Origin of the sequence: Streptomyces cahuitamycinicus (genome assembly GCF_002891435.1) — a bacterium.
Classification (GTDB): Bacteria; Actinomycetota; Actinomycetes; order Streptomycetales; family Streptomycetaceae; genus Streptomyces; species Streptomyces cahuitamycinicus.
The window spans coordinates 27854-47415 of sequence record NZ_POUC01000006.1 but is presented as its reverse complement, the minus strand read 5'-3'; the positions used below and the strand labels follow the sequence as shown (position 1 = coordinate 47415).

16 protein-coding genes and 1 pseudogene are annotated in these 19562 nt (G+C 68.4%); 15 read left to right on the top strand and 2 right to left on the bottom strand.

Features of this window, described 5'->3' with window-relative positions; translation table 11 throughout:
- Window positions 1-664: 664 nt before the first annotated feature.
- Window positions 665-1411 (bottom strand): GbsR/MarR family transcriptional regulator, encoded by a 747-nt coding sequence (locus tag C1J00_RS01820; RefSeq protein ID WP_102907253.1) that lies wholly within the window; start codon window positions 1409-1411, stop codon window positions 665-667.
- A gap of 228 nt (window positions 1412-1639) precedes the next feature.
- Between C1J00_RS01820 and C1J00_RS01815 the strand changes: the two genes are divergently transcribed.
- The 11 genes and pseudogenes from C1J00_RS01815 (at window position 1640) to C1J00_RS01765 (ending at window position 13648) form a co-directional block, all read left to right on the top strand.
- Window positions 1640-2329 carry a DUF4097 family beta strand repeat-containing protein gene (locus tag C1J00_RS01815; protein ID WP_102907252.1) on the top strand — a complete coding sequence of 230 codons (690 nt, stop codon included), beginning with the start codon at window positions 1640-1642 and terminating at the stop codon, window positions 2327-2329.
- Between the two features lie 39 nt (window positions 2330-2368).
- On the top strand, window positions 2369-2884 hold the full coding sequence (locus C1J00_RS01810; RefSeq protein WP_107501865.1) for a GtrA family protein: 516 nt from the start codon (window positions 2369-2371) through the stop codon (window positions 2882-2884).
- A 241-nt stretch (window positions 2885-3125) separates the two neighbouring features.
- Window positions 3126-3987: pseudogene (locus tag C1J00_RS01805) on the top strand (MMPL family transporter); the annotation flags it as partial.
- Between the two features lie 764 nt (window positions 3988-4751).
- Window positions 4752-5423 carry a DUF4097 family beta strand repeat-containing protein gene (locus C1J00_RS01800; protein WP_102907271.1) on the top strand — a complete coding sequence of 224 codons (672 nt, stop codon included), beginning with the start codon at window positions 4752-4754 and terminating at the stop codon, window positions 5421-5423.
- A gap of 14 nt (window positions 5424-5437) precedes the next feature.
- Entirely contained in the window at window positions 5438-6394 is a 957-nt protein-coding gene (locus C1J00_RS01795) for an ATP-binding cassette domain-containing protein (protein ID WP_102907251.1), read from the top strand.
- Entirely contained in the window at window positions 6391-7176 is a 786-nt protein-coding gene (locus C1J00_RS01790; RefSeq protein WP_102907250.1) for an ABC transporter permease, read from the top strand. Before C1J00_RS01795 ends, C1J00_RS01790 begins: the two co-directional genes overlap by 4 nt.
- A 227-nt stretch (window positions 7177-7403) precedes the next feature.
- Window positions 7404-7613: a DUF4287 domain-containing protein gene (locus tag C1J00_RS01785; protein WP_102907249.1), complete on the top strand. Its 210-nt coding sequence runs from the start codon at window positions 7404-7406 to the stop codon at window positions 7611-7613.
- A gap of 729 nt (window positions 7614-8342) precedes the next feature.
- On the top strand, window positions 8343-8780 hold the full coding sequence (locus tag C1J00_RS01780; protein WP_102907248.1) for an enediyne antibiotic chromoprotein: 438 nt from the start codon (window positions 8343-8345) through the stop codon (window positions 8778-8780).
- 336 nt (window positions 8781-9116) lie between these two features.
- Entirely contained in the window at window positions 9117-10649 is a 1533-nt protein-coding gene (locus C1J00_RS01775) for a tetratricopeptide repeat protein (protein ID WP_102907247.1), read from the top strand.
- 91 nt (window positions 10650-10740) lie between these two features.
- Window positions 10741-11925, top strand: coding sequence for an MFS transporter (locus C1J00_RS01770; RefSeq protein WP_146046114.1), 1185 nt, complete (start codon window positions 10741-10743; stop codon window positions 11923-11925).
- Window positions 11912-13648: an alpha/beta hydrolase family protein gene (locus C1J00_RS01765; protein WP_102907245.1), complete on the top strand. Its 1737-nt coding sequence runs from the start codon at window positions 11912-11914 to the stop codon at window positions 13646-13648. The genes C1J00_RS01770 and C1J00_RS01765 overlap by 14 nt, the downstream gene beginning before the upstream one ends.
- Before the next feature lie 311 nt (window positions 13649-13959).
- On the opposite strand, the gene C1J00_RS01760 is transcribed toward C1J00_RS01765, so the two are convergent.
- Window positions 13960-14394, bottom strand: coding sequence for a phosphopantetheine-binding protein (locus tag C1J00_RS01760; RefSeq protein WP_102907244.1), 435 nt, complete (start codon window positions 14392-14394; stop codon window positions 13960-13962).
- A 350-nt stretch (window positions 14395-14744) separates the two neighbouring features.
- On the opposite strand from C1J00_RS01760, the gene C1J00_RS01755 reads away from it, so the two are divergent.
- The 4 genes from C1J00_RS01755 to C1J00_RS01740 all read left to right on the top strand — a co-directional run bounded on the left by C1J00_RS01755 (window position 14745) and on the right by C1J00_RS01740 (window position 19411).
- Entirely contained in the window at window positions 14745-15983 is a 1239-nt protein-coding gene (locus C1J00_RS01755) for a helix-turn-helix domain-containing protein (RefSeq protein ID WP_102907243.1), read from the top strand.
- Between the two features lie 519 nt (window positions 15984-16502).
- Window positions 16503-17474, top strand: a complete 972-nt coding sequence (locus C1J00_RS01750) for a proline dehydrogenase family protein (RefSeq protein WP_102907242.1) — start codon at window positions 16503-16505, stop codon at window positions 17472-17474.
- Between the two features lie 316 nt (window positions 17475-17790).
- Window positions 17791-18801: a methyltransferase gene (locus tag C1J00_RS01745; RefSeq protein WP_102907241.1), complete on the top strand. Its 1011-nt coding sequence runs from the start codon at window positions 17791-17793 to the stop codon at window positions 18799-18801.
- Window positions 18802-18976: 175 nt separating this feature from the next.
- Complete coding sequence (locus tag C1J00_RS01740; RefSeq protein WP_102907240.1) at window positions 18977-19411, top strand: SgcJ/EcaC family oxidoreductase; 435 nt, start codon at window positions 18977-18979, stop codon at window positions 19409-19411.
- Window positions 19412-19562: the final 151 nt, after the last annotated feature.

Below are 19562 nucleotides of genomic sequence, written 5' to 3'. Positions count from 1 at the left end.
GCCAGTTCTTCCGATCTTGGTTGTTCGAGATAACTACGCAGGTCAGAGGCTAACCAGCGGCGGCGCTCTCTTACCTCAGTAGGAGCCCTGCCGTTCACACCACGGCACAGGCAACCGCCGAACACTCTCGGCACGGCAGTACGCCAGGCTCACCTCTCCGAACCATGTGGCACTCATAGGACGACCGGACCTGAACCCCACAACCGAGCACCCCGGTCTGCAGTCGACATGGAAACCGACCGCAGTGGCGGTGCCTGTCTCACCGGATCTTGCCCACCACCCGTACCCCGCTGCTTTCCGGCGCGTACGGTCCGGGCTACCACGAAACGGATTCGCGCCGGGAAGTGGCGGGGGCAGCGGGGTCCAGGGGCCGGCGAAGGCCCCTGGTACCACGCTGCTCAGCCACTCCTGGGATTGGTCGTCAACCAGCAGTCCGATGACGGGCAGTCTCGTCCGCGGCCCGAAGTCGTGACCCGCACTTAGGTACCTGCCTGTACCAGCAGGAGAGTTCTGCGCGGAGGCGCACCAGGCATACGCCTGGAGACGGCCCAGCGCGCTCCCGGGCCCCGGGCCGAGGCGAACCGCGCGTCGATCTGTTCCAGCGGGAACGGTCGAGTGGGGCTGGGTCCCGGGTGGGGGCCGCCGGGGCCGGTCGCGGCGGCGGTCAGGGCCGCGCGGCGGTGCCGTCCGGGGCCGTTTCGGGTTTGGTGTGCAGGACCTCGCGCGCCTGTTCCGCGGCGCGAATAGTGCTCTCCTGGACGAAGTCGAGGAAGCGGGCGGCGTTCTCCAGGCGGGTGGCGGCCGGGGTGCCGGGGCCGAGGACGCCGACGCCCTGCTGGGAGACCTCGACGACCTGGGTGAGGGACCGGGCGCTGGCGATCATCGCCTGGTACCAGACGTCGTCGTCGACGGCATAGCGCTCGCGGCGGCGTTCGTCGCGCGCCCGGCGGACCATGCCCTGGCTCTCCAGAAACGTGACCGCTTTGGAGATGGACGCCGGACTGACCTGGAGGCGCTGGACGAGTTCGGATGCGGTGAGGCTGCCCTCGTCGGTGGTGTAGAGGCAGACCAGCACCCTGGACATCATCTTGGGCATGCCCGAGGCCATGAAGACGGTGGTGAGGGTCTCCTCGTACTCGCGCACGGCTTCGGCGTCGCGTCCGTGGGGCTGCTCGGGCGTCCGCTGTCCGCCCCGGGGCGCGGCCTGCCGGCGGCGGTGGGCGCGGCGTTCGGTGGCGCGGTGTGCCAGGTCGGCACGGTAAGCGGTGGGGCCTCCGTTGCGCATCACCTCGCGCGTGATGGTGGAGGTCGGGCGGTCGAGGTGCCTGGCGATCTCCGCGTAGGCGAGGCCGTCGGCCAGTCCCAGCGCGATCTGCTGGCGTTCCTGCTGGGTGAGTCTGCCTCCCGGCATCGCGGTCTCCTTCGTGGTCCGTGGTGCGGGTCAGTATAGCGTTCACCTCCATTTCATTGCAACGAGCCAAGGTGCGGAATGTTGCATTAATTTTGAGCCCAGTGCAACGATTTCTCGGCTTTGACCTGCATTTTTAGGCATTGATCGCAACGAATTCGTTGCGAGATCAGTGAATGCAACGTAGCGTTTCTGTCATCGGAAACAACAAGCCGAGTCTAGGAGCCCGCGATGCAGAAGACCCAGAGCACGACGCGCACGTTCGACGCCCACGCCCCCATCGCCGCCCTCGTGGACGTCCCGGCGGGGCGCATCCGGTTCATCGCCGCCGACCGGGCCGACACCACCGTCGAGGTGCTGCCCGCCGACCCCGCCAAGAGCCGGGACGTGAAGACGGCCGAGCAGACCACGGTCGACTGCCGCGACGGTGTCCTGCGGATCGAGACCCCGGTGAAGAACCAGTACTTCGGCCCCTCCGGCGCCGTCGAGGTCACCGTCCAGCTCCCCGCCGGCTCCCGCGTCGAGGCCAAGGCCGCCAGCGCCGAACTGCGCGGCGTGGGGCGGCTCGGCGACGTGACCTTCGAGGGCGCGCAGGGCACGGTCAAGCTCGACGAGACCGCGAGCGTCCGCCTGGCCGTCCAGGCCGGTGGCATCACCGTGGGCCGCCTGAACGGCTCCGCCGAGATCAGCACGCGCAAGGGCGACCTGAACGTCGCCGAGGCCGTGCGCGGCACGGTCACCCTGCGCGCCGAGCACGGCGACATCACCGTCGGCACCGCCCGTGGGACCTCCGCCACCCTCGACGCCGGCACCAGCTACGGCCGGATCCACAACTCCCTCACCAACGCCGACGGCCCCGCGGCCGGCCTGACCATCCACGCGACCACCTCCTACGGCGACATCACCGCCCGCAGCCTGTAACACCCCGCCAGCACCCGGCCCTAGAGGAAGGACGCCGCCATGAAGTCGCCGCTCGCACACCAGCCCGATGTGGCGACCGAAGCCGGCCCAGGCCCCGTCGCGTCCTTCCTCCGGTTCGCGGCCCTCGGCGGCGGCGTCGGAGTCCTCTCCAGCCTCGCGGTGCCGCTGCTGGCCGCGACGATGCCCTGGGCGCTGGCGAACGCGGTCGTCACCGTCGTCTCCACCCTGCTGTGCACCGAACTCCACGCCCGCTTCACCTTCGCCAAGGGACGCGGCGCCGGATGGCGTGAGCACTGGCAGTCGGCGGGCTCAGCGACGGCCGCCTACCTGGCCACCGGCATCGCCGTGTGGGTGCTGCACCTGCTGCAGCCCTCCCCCGCCATGCTGACCGAGCAGATCGTCTACCTCGGCGCCTCCGGCCTCGCCGGCGCGGCCCGCTTCCTCGTCCTGCGCTGCTACGTCTTCGCCACTCGCAGCGGCTGGCGGGAACTGATTCCTCCACTCGACGTTCGCTTCAGGATCAGTCTCGCTTCGGCGGAGAATCCGGCCCTTTGACCTCCCTTGGGCCACCGTGTGTGCATGTCAGAAGCCACCGCCCTGTTCTGATGCCGGGGCGGCCGGCCCCCTGCGTTCCTCCTGCCCCCCACTCGATGGAAGTGCGGTTTTCCGTGGCTACCTTCCTGTACAAACTCGGCCGCTTCGCCTTCCGGCGACGTGGCCTTGTGACCCTGCTGTGGGTGCTGATCGTCTGCGGCGTCGGTGCCGCGGCCTCCAGTGCTCCCACCCCCCGACCGAGCTCGCGGTCACCTTCGTGCCCGCCCTGCTCGGCTTCGCGCCGCGCCGGGTGCTGCGGGTCGCGGACCGCCGTCTCGTGCAGATCAAGAAGCCGCTGTCGGCGCGCAAGCTGCGCACGTCGGAGAAGAAGGCCGCGAAGCTGGCCGCGCGGACCAAGCCGAACCTGTCCACCCGCTGGGCCTCCTTCGTGGTGCGCCGCCCGCTCGGCGTGCTCTTCCTCGCGGTGGTCGGTCTCGGCGCGATCGCCCTGCCCGCCACCAAGCTGGAACTCGGCCTGCCCGGCGAGGGCACGATGGCGACCGACACCACCCAGCGCAAGGCGTACGACCTGCTGTCCGACTCCTTCGGGCCCGGCTTCAACGGCCCGCTGACGGTGACCGTCGAGGGCAAGGGCGCGGCCGCCGCCGGTGACAAGGTCGGCGAGAGCCTGAAGAAGACCGCGGGCATCGCCTCGGTCTCCAAGGCCACCGCCAACAAGGCGTGAGGCGTACGTCCACGGCGCGTCGCCGAAGGACGCCGTCGTCACCGGCTTCCGCCACAGCGGCCGGGTGGTCGTGGCCGCCGCGATCATCATGATCAGCGTCTTCTCGGGCTTCATCTTCGAGACCGACGACCTGGTCGCGATGATGGGCTTCGGCCTCGCCTCCGCCGTCCTGTTCGACGCCTTCGTGGTCCGGATGGCGATCGTGCCCGCCGTGCACTCGCTGCTCGGCGACGCCGCCTGGTGGCTGCCGAAGCGGCTCGGCCGGCTGCTGCCCAACGTGGACGTCGAGGGCGAGCGGTTGCGGCGGCGGTTGCAGGCCGCTCCGCCGTCGCCCGCGCCGCGGAGCACGCCGGATCACGAGCGGGACCTCGTGCACTGAGGCGTGCGCGGTCTGAACCGCCGCGGCCCGGTGCGACCTTGACAAGGTCGCACCGGGCCGCCGTCCGTGTACGGGCCCAGGGGACACCGGAGCGCCGCGGACACCGGGGCACAGCGAACGCCGGGGCCTGCAGGGCCGCTTGAGAGCAGGTCGAGGTCCGGCCGAGGTCGATGGTCCCGGTCGCGGGCCTCCGGTTCACTGATCCCATGGCGACCCCGACTTCCGGCACCGGTCGCGTCCCGCAGCCGTCGCGGCGCGAAGGGCCCGCGCCGCGCGGCACCGTCCCCCACCGGTACGCCGATCCCCCCACCGCCCGGCAGTCCGGCGCCCTCGCCCCGGGCCGGCACCTGCCGCGCGCGGTCCGTGCCCTGCCGCACGTGGTCCTCGCCCCGCCGCACGCCGCCCGGTGCGACGGACTCCACCCGCACGCCTCGGCCGCCGCGCACGCCGACGCCCTGCTCCGGCTCGTCGCCTTCACCCGCCCGGTCCGGTTCCCGCCGGGTGGGTCCTCCTGCCGGCATCGCGGTTCCCGGCGCGCTCCGAGTGTCCCCGCTATAGCGTTCACTCTCTACTCATTGCAACGGATAGGGCGAGGTCCATTGCATTAAGTTCAGACTCATTGCAATGATTTATCGAATCTACCTGCACCTATGGCTCCTTAAAGCAACAATCTTGTTGCCAGTTCTATGAATGCAACGTAGCGTTTCCATCATCAGAAACACCGGGACGCAGGAGCGCACACGATGCAGAAGAAGGAGTGCACGATGCAGAAGTTCGACACCCCCGCCCCCGTCACGGCCGTCCTCGACATCCCCGCGGGACGCATCCGGTTCGTCGCCGCCGACCGGACCGACACCACCGTCGAGGTCCTGCCCGCCGACGCCTCCAAGAGCCGCGACGTGAAGGCCGCCGAACAGACCACGGTCACCTGCGCCGACGGCACCCTGCGCATCGAGGCCCCCACCGGCAAGAACCAGGCCCTCGGCTCCTCCGGCACCCTCGACGTGACCGTCCACCTGCCCACCGGCTCCCGCGTCGAGGCGAAGACGGCCGACGCCCAGCTCCACAGCACCGGACGGCTCGGCCACGTCTCCCTCGACAGCGCCCAGGCCACCGTCGAGCTCGACGAGACCGAAGGTGCCCGGCTCCTCCTCGCCGCCGGCGACGTCACCGTCCACCGCCTGGACGGCTCCGCCGAGATCAGCACCCAGAAGGGCGAGCTCCGCGTCACCGAGGCCGTGCGCGGCACCGTCACCCTGCGCACCGAGCAGGGCGACATCACTCTCGGCGCCGCCCGCGGCACCTCCGCCACCCTCGACGCCCGCACCGGCCACGGCCGTATCGAGAACACCCTCACCAACACCGACGGACCCGACGCCGTTCTCACCATCCACGCCACCACCGCCTACGGCGACATCGCCGCCCGCAGCCTGTAGAAGGAGCTCTCCTCATGACCAAGCCGGCCATCGCAGCGAACGGGCTGCGCAAGTCGTACGGCGACAAGACCGTCCTTGACGGCGTCGACCTGATCGTCCCCGAGGGAACGATCTTCTCCCTGCTCGGCCCGAACGGGGCCGGCAAGACCACCACCGTGCAGATCCTGTCCACGCTGATCTCCGCCGGCGGCGGGCACGCGCAGGTCGCCGGTCACGACGTCGCCGCGGACCCGCAGGCGGTGCGTGCCGCGATCGGTGTCACGGGGCAGTTCTCCGCCGTGGACGGTCTGATCACCGGTGAGGAGAACATGCTCCTCATGGCGGACCTGCACCACCTGTCCAAGCAGGAGGGGCGGCGGGTGGCCGCCGAGCTGCTGAAGCGTTTCGACCTGGTGGAGGCGGCGAAGAAGCCCGCCTCGACGTACTCGGGTGGCATGAAGCGGCGTCTGGACATCGCCATGACGCTGGTCGGCAAGCCGCGGATCATCTTCCTGGACGAGCCCACCACCGGCCTGGACCCGCGCTCGCGGCACAACATGTGGGGCATCATCCGCGAGCTGGTCTCCGACGGTGTCACCGTCTTCCTCACCACGCAGTACCTGGAGGAGGCCGACGAACTCGCCGACCGCATCGCGGTGCTGAACGACGGCAGGATCGCCGCCGAGGGCACCGCCGCCGAGCTCAAGCGCCTCGTCCCCGGCGGCCACGTCCGGCTCCGCTTCACCGACCCGGTCGCCTACCGGGCCGCCGCCCTCGCGCTGGAGCAGGCGGCCCGGGACGACGACGCGCTCGCCCTCCAGATCCCCAGTGACGGCAGCCAGCGTGAGCTGCGCTCCATCCTCGACTGGCTGGACTCCGCCGGCATCGAGGCCGACGAACTGACCGTCCACACCCCCGACCTCGATGACGTGTTCTTCGCCCTGACCGGCGGCGCCGGCGTCCCCACCCAGCCCAAGGAGGCTGTCCGATGAGTTCCGTGTCCCTCGCCGTGCGCGACTCGAACACGATGCTGCGCCGCAACCTGCTGCACGCGCGCCGCTACCCGTCCCTCACGCTGAACCTGCTGCTCACGCCGATCATGCTGCTCCTGCTGTTCGTCTACATCTTCGGCGACACCATGAGCGCGGGCATCGGCGGTGGCGGCCGCTCCGCCTACATCGCCTACATCATGCCCGGCCTGCTGCTGATGACCATCGGTTCCACCGTCATCGGCACCGCGGTCTCCGTCTCCAACGACATGACCGAGGGCATCATCGCCCGCTTCCGCACCATGGCCATCCACCGGCCCTCGATCCTCGTCGGGCACGTCGCCGGCAGCGTCCTGCAGTCGATCCTGAGCGTGGTCCTCGTCGGCGCCGTCGGCGTGGCCATCGGTTTCCGGTCCACCGACGCCACCGCCCTGGAGTGGCTCGCGGCCTTCGGGCTGCTCGCCCTCTTCACCCTGGCGCTCACCTGGATCGCCGTCGGGATGGGTCTGGTCAGCCCCAACGCCGAGGCCGCCAGCAACAACGCCATGCCCCTGATCCTGCTGCCGCTCCTGTCCAGCGCGTTCGTGCCGGTCGACTCGATGCCGGGCTGGTTCCAGCCGATCGCCGAGTACCAGCCCTTCACGCCGGCCATCGAGACCCTGCGCGGCCTGCTGCTGGGCACCGAGATCGGCCACAACGGCTGGCTCGCCGTCGTCTGGTGCCTGGCCCTGACGGTCCTCGGCTACTTCTGGTCCACCTCGACCTTCAACCGCGACGCGAAGTAGTCCGCCCCGTGACAGCGCGGGCCGCCGCCCGCGCCCCCGGCCGACAACGTCACACGACGAACGCCCCGATCCACGAAGGCCCGTCGCCGCTGTCTCCCTGACAGCCGCGACGGGCCTGCCTTCGCTCAGCGTCGTCCGCAGCGCACCTTCATCGGCGATGACTCCGTTCGTGCCCCTCGGTCATACCAGCAACGAAACCGAAGCAACGGACAGACAGGATGACTGACATGACCGCCACCGTGAAGGGCCCTGCCAGCTACTTCCCTTCCATCGAGAAGAAGTACGGTCGCCCGATCGCGGAGTGGAAGGACCTGATCCGCTCCTCGCCTCTGACCAAGCACATCGAGCTCGTGAACTGGCTCAAGACCGAGCACGGGCTGGGCCACGGTCACGCCGATGCCCTCGTCAACGACGGGGGTGCTGCTCCCATCCCGTGACTGGGGTGGGTCGGGGCCGCCCCTCGTCCTGTTGCACGGACCGCGCATGGGTGACGGCACAGCACCAGGGACAGGCCCTGCTCCACCGCGTCGATGCCGCAATCAGCCTCACCGGCACCGACCTCTCCGCGCTCGACGACTGGCTACAGGACGTCTCCGGAAGCCTCGTGATCCACAGAATTCGACAATTACTCGGCGTTGACGGCAGGTCCGCTACACCTCGCTTCGCTCATTGCGGGACAACCCTGAGACTGAGCCGGGGGCGGTAGTCGATGGTGTGCCCAAGAGCTGCGTAGGGGATGGGCCCGCGACCGGTGCGGATACGAACTGATCCCCCATCCGTGCGCGGCAGATGCCGGGAACGCGGACAGTGCTCGTCACGTACGCTCGCGAGGCCTGCCGAATCTGGGCTTTTGCCCATTGGATCCCTGTTGGGCCGAGAAGCTCACCGAAGCCGAACCGGCGGGCGCTGTGCGCGGCGACCTGGTCCAGGACCCAGGCCAACTCCCGGAAATTCACCGGACCACACCGAACAAGCCAAATCCTGCATCTGAATTCAGCCTGGAATCGCTGGAGTATATACGGGAATTGCGGCGGCCTCTTCTCCTGGATTGCTATTTTGCTTCATTGACAGCCGAAAGCGCTTTTGTGTAGCCTCCATTCCGGGTTCCGCAAGGACACGAACATGCCCTTTGTGGAATTGTAGTCTCTCGAAACCAAGGAGTTTTCATGGTTGCATGGAAGAGCCGCTTCGCCAGTATCGTCGGCGGTTCGGCGCTCGCCGTCGGTTTAGCTGTCGCCTTTCAGCCCTCCGCCGCGGCCCTGGCCTCCCCGACGGTGACGGTGACGCCGTCGTCCGGGCTGGCCGACGGCGACACGGTTCAGGTGGCTGCGAGTGGTCTCGAAGCGGGAACGACGTACAACGTGGGCCAGTGCGCGGAGGTGGAGCCCGGTGCTATGGCATGCAACTCCGCGAGCCATGTGCGTATCACAGCCAACGCCGACGGAACGCTCAAGACGCAGCTGACGGTGAACCGCAGCTTCGCCGGTGTCCTCTTCGACGACACCCATTGGGGCACCGTGGACTGCGCGACCGCGCAGTGCGTGGTCGGCCTGTCGGACGACGCCGTGCAGGGCCCCGCGCCCGTGGCGATCTCCTTCCGGTAGGCACGGACTCGTACCGGACGACATCGCCGCGCCCGCGCAAGCAGGAGTTGGCGATGTCGTCCGGCGGCAACGTCCCAGCAGGCAAGCAGCGCAATATGGAAGATGAAGCCCGTGCTGAGCGCGCTTACGCTCTTCAATATCGGAAATACCGGGACTGCTCGAAGGGGACATAAATGAAGCTCATCAAGGCCGCTCCGGCCGCCAAGAAGGTCACGTTCTCGGTCATGTACAACGCCGCGACCTGATCCAGCCTTTCTGCACCAACCCGCGCGGGGGCAAGGAATTTCCTTGCCCCCGCTCAGCGGTATCGCGAGCACAATTTTCCTGGGGGTAGTGATGCGTCAATTCACCGTGCAGGCCGAGGGTGGGGCCGTCGGTTTCTCACCAGTGCGGGCTCTGCTGCGCACGGCCAGGACGGCCGAGTGGTCAAGCCGAGCTCTGATCGGCCTGAAACTCATCGCCCCCGACGCCCCCGCCTGCGCCACCATCGAGGACAAGGCCAGCCTCACCGACGCCGCCCGGGCCCATGACCGGATCCGGTTCTTCCTCAAGGATCGGCTGTTGCGCAACTTCCGGGACGTGGGACAGGCCTGGCTGGCCGAGACCGGTCCGTGCGCGATCGACGTGGTGGGTGCCGAGAATCTGGACGAAGGCAGCCGGCTGTTCTTCGAGACCCTGGCGGAGCTCGCCGGGACAGCGGTCACTGTCCGCTTCGTCATCGGACATCGCGACACAGCGCAGCTGCGGGCCGAAGCCAACGAACGGACGCGGCGCATCGAGAAGCTCGCCGCGCAGGCCGCTGCTCCTGCGGAGGAGGATCTGGACTTCCTGTACGAGCAGGCGGTCGAGTACCTCGGCACGGGCGACAGCTGGACCGCCGAGCGAATTCTGCAGGCCGTGCTGAGGCATCGGTCCACCCCATCCGTGTGGGGGCGGCTCGGACTCGCGTACGCCATGCTCGGCCGGACCGTGGAGGCCGAGTTCTGCTATCTGCGCTGGCGCGAGGACCCGGACGCAGTCAGTGCCGCAGGCGCGTACTACGGACTGTCCATGCTGAGCGCACGCCACCACCCGGCCCACCTTCGCTCGCTGGACCGGGCCGCTCAGTTCCTGGAGAAGGGGCACCAAGTCCTCGAGAGCGTCGCTGACGAGACGGAGGACCTTGAATTCCACAAGGTGTTCAACCGTAACGGATACGCGCTCGTGGAGTTCCGACGCGGTCAAGTGCGGGAGGCAGTGGCTCATCTGACCGATGGGATCGCCAAGTTGCGCAACGGCTCCGCCAAGCACCACATGCATCAGACGGTGCTGATGTACAACCTGGCGCAGTGCCACCGGCGATCCGGAAATGTGGACGCCGCCATTACGACCTACCACCAACTGCTCAGTGTCGACGGAAACATGCCCGAGTACCACATGGAGCTGGCCAGCTGCTATCTCGACATCGGGGAGTTCACCAAGGCGTATGACTGCCTGGTGGAGGCACGCAGGCTAGGGCCCTCCATCCAGGAGGTGCATTCCTTGCTGGGGTTCACCCATCTACAGCTCGGGCAGGGCGTCGAGGCGGTGGCAGCGTACAGGACTGCGTACGAGTGCGGCCCGGACCATGTCGACGCGCTCTACGACTACGCGTACGCGCTGGCGGAGACGGACCAGCCTCTCGCCGCCTTGCAGGTGGCCCGCAAAGCGGACACGGGGCTGCTGCCTGCCGAACAAGCCGCCAAACTGCTTACGCTGGTCGCGGAGCAGAACGCGCTGCTGGGCGACCTCACCGCAGCGCGCACAGCGCTGGAAGAGGTACTGATCCTCACTCCGGACGCCCCCGACGCCCTGGCCAACCACAGCCAAGTCGTCGCGGCCATGGCCTGACCGGAGCTGCAGATCCGTGTCCGACTCCCTCGCGGAAACGCCCCCCGCGCCCCGGGTGGCCGGGGCTCGACGCCTGTCCGCCTTCACGTTCATGTTCTTCACCGGCATGTGGCTGTCGAAGACAGTACATCCGCTCTACTTCGACCGGCACGGTCATCTGATGGCGTTCGGTCTGTCCTACACGGCGATGGCGCTCGCCGGAACCGCGTCGGTCGCCATCGGGCGAGTCGCCGACCGAGTCGGCCCTAGACCGGTGTTCGTGTGGGGCACCGTGCTGTACGCCGCAGGCATGGCGCTGCGCGTCTTTCATGCCAGCGCCGCTGTGGCGGTGGCATCGGGTCTCGTCGCCGGATTCGGCGCTTCCTCAGTGTTCATCGCGTTGCGCACCTGGACCCTGTACAACACGCGCGCCGAGCAACGGGCCCAGATCATCTCCCGTCGCGAGTTCATGGCCCAGGCGGGCATGGCCCTCGGTACGGCGTCAGCGGGTGCGCTGGCCGCGTTCATCGGCGCCGGCGACCGGGGTTATGTGACGGTACTGCTCATCGCCGCCGGCTGCGTGGCGGCTGGACTGCTGTTCGTCCCGCCGAGCCTTGCCGGCGACCAGCAGGAGGGAGTCGGCCCCGGCGGGGCGGCGGCGAAAGAACGCGGCTCTCTCACCGCGGTGCTCCGGCAGTACCGGGGCCTCACGCTGGGCATCGTCGGCCTGGGGCTACTCATGGGGTTCTACGTCAGTATCCTCACGCCCTATCTGCCTTTGTTGCTCGCCGAACAGGGTGTGCCGCTCGCTCTGGTCGGCGGCGTGCTCGCGCTCGCGAGCCTGGTACGCCTCGCCGCCGCCGCTCTCGCCGGTCCCACGCTGCGACAGCACTCTCCGCTGAAGGTTTTTCTGCTCTCCGAGGGCTGCTGTGCCCTCGCCACTCTGGCTCTGGCCGTATCGGTGAACGGCTGGATGGCAGCGTGTGCTCTCGCGCTGCGCGGGGCGTTCCTGCTGGGTGCCTCGGTCTCACAGGAACTGCTGCAGCTGCATGCCTTCCCCACCTCGGTGGCGGGTGCGCTGTTCGGGCTCGTACAGAGTGCCTTCCTGGCGGGCGACGCGCTGGGCGGCGCGGTCGGTGGGTGGCTGCACCACCTGCTCGGCAGCTCCCAGACCGTGCTGGTGGCCACCGGACTCACCGTGACCAACGCAGTCCTGGTCCCGCTCTTCTACGCACGGCTGCGCTCGTCGGGTGCGTTTGCGCTCACCCGAAAGGAGAATGCAAATGAGGCTGCCTGAGGCATTCTTCGAGGAGCGCCGCCGGCATCTGTTGTCCTGGCGCCGGGGCCCGGTGTTCGGCGAGGTCCGTGCCGACGGGGCTCTGCACATCACCGGGCCCGGTGTCCCCGATCCGCTGCGTGTGGAACTCGGCGCCGACGCCGTGCTGTTCCTGCCCTCACGTGAGGCCGTGGCCGGCTTCCACCTGGACGGAACCCTGCTGACCGTCCTCGAGCACAGGCTGGACGGCAGCCGCCATCAGTGGACGGCCCAGCTCACGGGCGCGGGCGGGTGGATCGTGCTGGACGCGTTGGAGGGGATCGGCGAGAGAGGCGAGACCTGCGTGGTGCTGACCTTGCAGGACGAGCAAGGCGGTCTCGTGCTGCAGCAGGTGTGCGAAGAGGGTTCCGTGCAGTCCTACGTCCCCCTGACAGCCGGGGAACTGGTGCACTGGGATCTGACATGCGATGCGGCGGTGCTGAGAAGCGAGCGCGGACCACGGACGCCGCAGCTGCGGCTGGAGCGGCCGCTGACGTCTGAAGCCTGCACCACGGTCACCGCCCACTGGCACGACGGCTGCGACGGCTCGGGTGCGCTCGTCGACGAGGACGGCCTGCTGTGCATATGGGATCTGCGTACCGGCGAGCTGACCCCGGCCGTGCAGCCGGCCGGGCTCATCGACGACGTGCGGATCCTGCGCGACGCCCCCACGCGACTCTTCGTCGTCGCGACGCACCACGGCACTGACGCCGCGTACATCTGTGACAAAGCGACAGGTGAAACCTGGGGGGTCGACGGGGTGAGCGGCGGGCGCCTGCGGATCCGGGCGGCGGACGGGCGTGGGATCGGTCTTTACCAGTTCTCGACACTCGAGGGCTCATCGTGGTTGTGGTTCGGCCCCGGCCGCCTGGAGTACGCCGCCGGAGATGTCGGTCCCCACCGAGGGCGGGCGTCCGTGGCGCACCGCCGGCTGGGCGACACCCCCGCACTCGTGTACCTGCCGCAACGGGAGCCGCGGGCGGTGGTCGTCTCTCTGCATGGAGGACCCGAGTCGCTGGAGCGCGACGAGTTGCGCTGGGACGGGCTGTACCGGGACCTGCTGGCGGCGGACATCGCGGTCATCGGGGCCAACTACGCCGGCTCCCTCGGGTATGGAGCCGCTCACACTCGGCGCGGCTGGAGGAACTGGGCGCGCGCCTTCGCGGAAGACCTGGCCGCGTGCCGGGAGGCGGCCGCGGCCTGGGGAGTGGGCCCCGAGCGGATGGCGCTGCTGGGCGGCAGTTTCGGGGGGTCGCTCGCACTGCTCGGCTGTACCCTCGATCACCGGCTCGCCGGGGCCGTGGCCAGTGCCCCGATGATCGATGTGGGCCGGCACGCCGAGCGGGCGGCAGCGGCCGAGGAGGCGTACGCCTCCTGGTTCGGCGAGCGTTTCGAGCTGGGCGACGCACGGGAGTTCACCGCCGCTCGGCTGGCCCGAACCGGTGCGGGCCAGCGCGTCGTCGTCGTCCACGGCGACCAGGACGATGTCACCGACTTCCGGGACAGCCGGGTCGCCGTGGAGCTCGCTCAGGAACGGGACCTGGCGTGGACCCTGGTCGCAGAGGAGGGCACGGGGCACGTGCCCTCCAGTGCGGACAGGGCCCTGGCTCGCCTGCTGCGGGTCCGGGCGGGCCTCGGGCATGTGCTGGAGACCGACGTTCTCGGGTGTGACGACGGCACCTCAGACGCCTGGACGTTGGGCTGACGGTCAGAACCGGGAACGTTCTGCGCCCGCCGGAGTTGGGCCCGGGCGCGTTTTCGCAGTTCAGCGGGCGAGAAGGTGGCCTCCGTCTGATCCTGCGCTCCGTCACAGAGTGGATCAGCGCGAAGGCCGTGGTCGTCGTGAGTGCACCGCCGTGACCTGCGCCGGCCCAAGCAGAACACCACCTCCGCCGCCCTCAGCACCGGCAGTGGATTCCCGCGTTCCCGGCAGTACCGCCGAGTCGCCCCGCCGTCTGCCACGAGCCAGATCATGCGGCCGTATGCACCTCACGGCCAGAGTTCGAAAGTACTCACTCAGATGCTACGTCGCCGCAGATGGCGGGGAGAGCCCCCGCGACTCGACGTGTCCCGGTCGGTTATGTCCCCGGGGAGCAGACTGTGCACCAGAGCGACCTGGTCGCCCAGGTTCCGTCGCGACATGTCGCGCAGCGACGTAGTCACGCCGAACTCCATGGCGATGTAACGCATCAGGCGGGTGATGAGTAGCGAGTCTCCGCCCCGGGCGAAGAAGTCCGAGTGTTCGGTGAGGTCCGAGCAGCCAAGCAGCTTGCTCCATGCCCGGATCATGAACTCGACTACGTCGCCCGCCGGTTCGCGCACCCGCGCGGTCTGAGACGCCAGCGGCAGCGCCGTACGGTCCGGCGTCTTCGGAGCCGGGGTGCCACCGTTGTCGGGATGACGGGCGGACGTAATGGTGACGGCAACGAGGGCAGAGCGGTCACGGTCCATTTAAGCCACTCCCGTGGGCATCGTCGACGGTCTTCGCCGTCCGGGCTCGGTGCCGCATCCTCGCGGGCCTCGCGCAGCTGAGGTCGAACGGGTTTCCAACTTCCCTGTCGCCAGAAAACATAGGGCAGCAGAGCCCTGCTTGGCAATGACTTTGCCAACCTGCACAGACGGCTTACCAGTGCGGTTCTGGCCCAACCGATCGAGATACGCAGGTGGAAGGGGTTGAAGGTTTGCCACGGAGGAGGTTCCCTGGATAACGTCTGGCACACAGTGCCGGTGACGTGTGACACGTAGCAGGCAAATGATCCGGTTCGATTTCTCGATCGTCCGTCAAGTGGTGGGAACAAACAGTGTTTGAGCAGCCATCCTTCGGCCGTCGACTCAGGCAGTTGCGGACCGAGCGCAGCCTCTCGCAGACCGATCTCGCCGGTGACGGCATGTCGACCGGCTACCTGTCACGTCTTGAGTCCGGCGCCCGGCGTCCCAGCGAGCGTGCCGTGGCCCACCTCGCCGCACAACTGGGCATCGGCCCAGAAGAGTTCGAGAAGACCCAGACGACCTCGCTGGCCCAATGCCTTTCAATCGCCACCTCCCTCGATACCCACGAGACACGTCAGCGCCTCGCCCAGGCCCTCGAATGCGCGCATGGCCAGGACCCCATGCTGCGCTGGCAAGCACTGTGGTTGCTGTCCCAGTGGAAGCGCCGCCATGGGGAGCACTCCGCGGAACGCGCCTTCCTCGACGAACTCGTCGCGCTCAGCGAGGAGATCGGCCTGCCCGAACTCCGTTGCCGGGCTCTCGCCCAGCTCGCCCGCTCGCACCGCACCGCCGGCGAGATCACCCCTGCCGTGGATGCCGCTACCGCCGCGCACCGGCTGGCTCACGACGGCGGCCTCTCCCCCGAGGACAGAGCGGCCGCCCTGGTCGTGTTGGTCTCCGTGGAAGCCGAGGCCGGACGTCTGCCGGACGCCCACCACCACGCCGACGAACTCACCCGCCTCGTCGAGGGCCGCCACGACGCGCTCTGGGCCGAAGCCATGTGGACTGCGGTGGCGGTGCGGGTGCGTCAGGGGGACTTCAGTTCCGCGCAACAGCAGCTCGAGCACGCTCTCGAGCGGTTCAACGGCCGGGAAAACCCCAAGCTCTGGCTGCGGCTGAGGCTGATCGCGGCCGACTTGCAGCTGCAGAAGTCTCCTCCCGGGACCGACGCGGCCCAGCGCTACATCGAGACCGCGCAGACGGGCCTGCCGTTTGCCTGGACACCCGCCATCGAGCAAGAGCTGGACGCCCTCAAGACTCATCTCGCGTTCCACGAGGGAAGGTTCGCCGACGCCCGAGCCATGCTCAACAGGCTGGGCCGGTCCGAGCGACGCATGTCCTACCGGAACCGGATCCGGCTCGACGTGCTGGACAACCAACTGCGCATCCTCGAGGGCGACGAAGACGAAGGCATGGCGGGTCTGCAGCAGTTGGCCCTCCAGGCCCAGGAGAGTTCCAACATTGACCTCGCAGCGACGATCTGGCGGCTCGCCGCAGAAAGCCTCCTCAAGTCCCGGTCCGCCCACAAGGCCACCAGCAGCGCGGACTGACGGCACAGAGGCCGGCTGTCACCGTTTGCGTTGCTCGCCGACGGAGTGCTGTCGCACCGCTACTTGGTCAATCCGCGCCGAGCTCAGCCTGCGGCATTGCCAACCATGAGGCCCGGAGGCAATATTTTTGCCTGTAACTGGAAACCAAGAATGCCGGGCTGCAGCACTCCGACTCCTGGGCGGGAGAGCATGACCATCACTCTGCAGACCAGGGAAGCTCGGCCGATAGCCGACCAGCTGGTTGCTACGGGGCTGCCCGGTACCTGGTGACTGCCCCTTTCACAGCCTGGGCGTGCGCCGGGCCTACGGACTCTCGCCGTCCCTGGGCCTCGCACAGCTGCAAGGGGAGGCCCAGAGACCACCGCCGAGTCGGGAGGAGAGGTGCGGCACGACCGGTGTGGGATCGACACCTACGAAGGGCTGCCCTCCGTCTGCTTCGCGTTGCAGGTCCAGGTTGATGGGCAGGGTGTCCCAGCTGCCGCACCACTTTTCCCACGATGAGAATGCCGAGGCGCTGTCATGATCCAAGAACTCTCCCAGCGCGCCCTGTTCGAGGGAGCGTCCGAGGGGCTGCGTAAGCTCGCTGCGGATCCTCGGAGCCGCAGGGCCTTCGCCACTCCCGGGCCGCAGCTGCTGGAGTTGTTCTCCCCCGCCGCCAGACGCTACGTCCTCGCTCCCCAACGAGCGGAGCTCCTCGGCCGGATCGATGCGTTGCGGGACAAGGGCTACGAGGTCAGCGTCGAGTTCTCGGCCGCCGGAGACGAGGACGACGATCCCGCCCGGATCGAACGGATCGTGGCGGAGTATCTGGCACTGCTCACTTACGAACGTGCACCCGACCGGCTGAGCTTCGACCTCTCCCAGGTGGGCCTCGCCATCTCCCGCCAGCTGGCCCTGCAGAACACCGGACGGATCGCGGCGGCCGCGGCGGCCCGGGGCAGCGACATCATCCTGGACATGGGCCAGCATTCCACCGTCGACGACGTGCTGGCCGTCCACCAGGAACTCGCCGAGGGGTTCGACAACGTGGGCATCACCCTCCAGGCACAGCTGCACCGCACCGAATCCGACGCGGCGGCCGTCGCCCAGCGCGGCCGTCGGATCCGCCTGGTGAAGGGCGCTTGTCAGGAACCCTCGGACAACGCTTTGAGCCGCGGCCCGGCGCTCGACGACCGCTTTCTCGGCCTCGCGGAGCAGTTGGTGGACCACGGGGTGCGACTGAGTCTGGCGACCCAGGACCGAGAGGTCCTTATCGCGGCGGACAAGAGCGGAATTCTCCCCCGGGTGGCCGAGCTGGAGATGCGGCACGGCGTACAGCCACAACTGCTGCGCCGGTACCGCGCCACCGGCCTGCCCTGCCGGATCCACGCCACCTACGGTCCGAATTGGCTGCATCTGCTGCAGCGCCTCGTCGAGCACCCGTCGATGGTGCTCAGTGCATTGGCCGACATCGGCACGGGCCGCGCGTACGCCGCCGCAGCCGGCTACTGAGAACCCCTCACAACAGCGTTGTACATGCCCGTGGGTGATCAGACGGATGCCGGTGCGCAGCACGAACAGGTTTGCGTTCAGCGTCACCGGTCCTGTGTCCGCGGTCGGCCATCCCCCTCTTCGGGCCTGGCACGTCATGCCGGGGCCCTGCTGGGCATCGTGCGGGGCCTGGTCCAGCGCTTCATAACGTCCTGAAGGTTTCGAGGACTTGCGAAAGGTGAGACGGGTGCGGGACTTGTGTCTGCCTTCAGCACTTACGAATAAAGCCGGGCGTGTCGGCCCGCCTATGCTCGCCGTAGACGAAGGGAGATCCCACATGGCGGACGAGCGGGCGCCGCGCGTTGGGCTGCGGGCTCTGGCCGATCTGGCCACGCCCATGGCGATACGTGTAGCAGCCACCCTGCGTGTGGCCGATCACATCGCGGCCGGAAAGCGTACGGCTGCAGAAGTCGCCGCTGCCACCGCGACGCACGCGGATGCGCTGGACCGTCTGCTGCGGCACTTGGTCACCCTCGGTCTGCTCGCCAGGGACGAAGCCGGTGCCTACAACCTGACAGAGTTCGGTGAGCAGCTGCGCGACGACCATGTCGCGGGCAAGCGGCAATGGCTGGACATCGACGGCGCCGTCGGTCGAGGCGACCTCAGCTTCATCGAGCTGGCCCACTCAGTACGCACCGGTGAAGCGGCTTATCCGCTGCGTTACGGCACGTCGTTCTGGGAGGACCTCGAAGCCGACTCCGCTCTGTCGTCCTCCTTCGACACACTGATGGGGCATCACATCGACCTGGACAACTCCAGCATCGCCCAGGTCTACGACTGGTCCTTGCTGGGCCATGTCGTCGATGTCGGCGGCGGCAGCGGCGGACTGCTCAGCACACTGCTGACAACTCACGAAAAGCTGCGTGGCACTGTGATTGACCTGCCGGGCCCGGCTGCGGCCGCGCGCCGGGCCTTCCGGGACAACGGGTTGTCCGATCGCGCTGAGGTCGTGACGGGAAGCTTCTTCGACCCGTTGCCGACGGGGGCGGGAGGCTATGTGCTGTCGGCCATCCTGCACGACTGGAACGACGAGAGTGCCACGGCGATTCTGCGGCGCTGCGCGCAGGCCGCGGGCGACGAGGGCGTGGTGCTGGTCATCGAGGCGGTCGGCACGGACGGCGAATCGCCGAGCACAGCGATGGACCTGCGGATGCTCACCTACTACGGCGGCAAGGAACGCGGGCTCGCGGATATGCGCGGCCTCGCCGCACGGGCCGGGCTCAGGGTGCGCGCTGTGTACCCGGCGGGCTACATGTCGGTCATCGAACTTGCCGCTGTCGACCGCTGAACCTGAAGTCTGGCGGCTGGGCTGGAGTTCAGCCGGCAAGTCTGCTGTCCTCTCGGGTCTTCCGGTTCGAGGAGCCCATCCGGTCTTCACCCTTCCGCACCGCAACCGGAGAGATGCCGCCGCGGCCTTCCCGTACCACGATACGGGGAGAGGATTCGCAGGGAATTCCATTGGAATGGGAGAAACCATGAACGCTGGCCCCTCCGTCTCGATCACCGACAAGGACAAGTCGGCCGTGGGCAACGTTCCACAGCGCATGATGGCGGCGTGGGCCGCCAATGACGCATCCGCATTCGCCGGTCTCTTCACCGACGACGGGACCATGATACTTCCGGGTGACGTCTACAAGAAGGGCCGCAGCGACATCCAGGAATTCATGGCGGCGGGCTATGCCGGTCCGTACAGGGGCACTTCGGTGTTCGGAAAGCCGCTCGACGTCCGTTTCATCGGCGCCGAATCGGCGGTGCTGATCACGCAGGGCGGTGTCATCGCTCCCGGTGAGTCCGAAGTCGCTCCCGAGTCGGAGATCCGGGCCACTTGGGTGCTCGTCAAGCAGGGTGACGAGTGGTTCATCGGCGCCTACCACAACAGCCCCGTCAAGCTTTCCTGACCGCGTTTCACCGCCGCCCTGACGCCGGTCGGGGTCAGCACCGGCCCCGGTCGCCGTCGGCCTTTCCCGGCGGACGGCGACCGGATCAGCAGACAGGGGCGCGTTCCGTCATCCCCCGCACGGGCGCCCCTGTCTGCGCCCAGTACGCCGG

What these genes read in the sequence shown, in the direction of transcription:
- C1J00_RS01820 (WP_102907253.1), bottom strand. Translation starts at nt 1,411, where the DNA reads ATGCCGGGAGGCAGACTCACCCAGCAGGAACGCCAGCAGATCGCGCTG.
- C1J00_RS01815 (WP_102907252.1), top strand. Translation starts at nt 1,640, where the DNA reads ATGCAGAAGACCCAGAGCACGACGCGCACGTTCGACGCCCACGCCCCC.
- C1J00_RS01810 (WP_107501865.1), top strand. Translation starts at nt 2,369, where the DNA reads ATGAAGTCGCCGCTCGCACACCAGCCCGATGTGGCGACCGAAGCCGGC.
- C1J00_RS01800 (WP_102907271.1), top strand. Translation starts at nt 4,752, where the DNA reads ATGCAGAAGTTCGACACCCCCGCCCCCGTCACGGCCGTCCTCGACATC.
- C1J00_RS01795 (WP_102907251.1), top strand. Translation starts at nt 5,438, where the DNA reads ATGACCAAGCCGGCCATCGCAGCGAACGGGCTGCGCAAGTCGTACGGC.
- C1J00_RS01790 (WP_102907250.1), top strand. Translation starts at nt 6,391, where the DNA reads ATGAGTTCCGTGTCCCTCGCCGTGCGCGACTCGAACACGATGCTGCGC.
- C1J00_RS01785 (WP_102907249.1), top strand. Translation starts at nt 7,404, where the DNA reads ATGACCGCCACCGTGAAGGGCCCTGCCAGCTACTTCCCTTCCATCGAG.
- C1J00_RS01780 (WP_102907248.1), top strand. Translation starts at nt 8,343, where the DNA reads ATGGTTGCATGGAAGAGCCGCTTCGCCAGTATCGTCGGCGGTTCGGCG.
- C1J00_RS01775 (WP_102907247.1), top strand. Translation starts at nt 9,117, where the DNA reads ATGCGTCAATTCACCGTGCAGGCCGAGGGTGGGGCCGTCGGTTTCTCA.
- C1J00_RS01770 (WP_146046114.1), top strand. Translation starts at nt 10,741, where the DNA reads ATGTTCTTCACCGGCATGTGGCTGTCGAAGACAGTACATCCGCTCTAC.
- C1J00_RS01765 (WP_102907245.1), top strand. Translation starts at nt 11,912, where the DNA reads ATGAGGCTGCCTGAGGCATTCTTCGAGGAGCGCCGCCGGCATCTGTTG.
- C1J00_RS01760 (WP_102907244.1), bottom strand. Translation starts at nt 14,394, where the DNA reads ATGGACCGTGACCGCTCTGCCCTCGTTGCCGTCACCATTACGTCCGCC.
- C1J00_RS01750 (WP_102907242.1), top strand. Translation starts at nt 16,503, where the DNA reads ATGATCCAAGAACTCTCCCAGCGCGCCCTGTTCGAGGGAGCGTCCGAG.
- C1J00_RS01745 (WP_102907241.1), top strand. Translation starts at nt 17,791, where the DNA reads ATGGCGGACGAGCGGGCGCCGCGCGTTGGGCTGCGGGCTCTGGCCGAT.
- C1J00_RS01740 (WP_102907240.1), top strand. Translation starts at nt 18,977, where the DNA reads ATGGGAGAAACCATGAACGCTGGCCCCTCCGTCTCGATCACCGACAAG.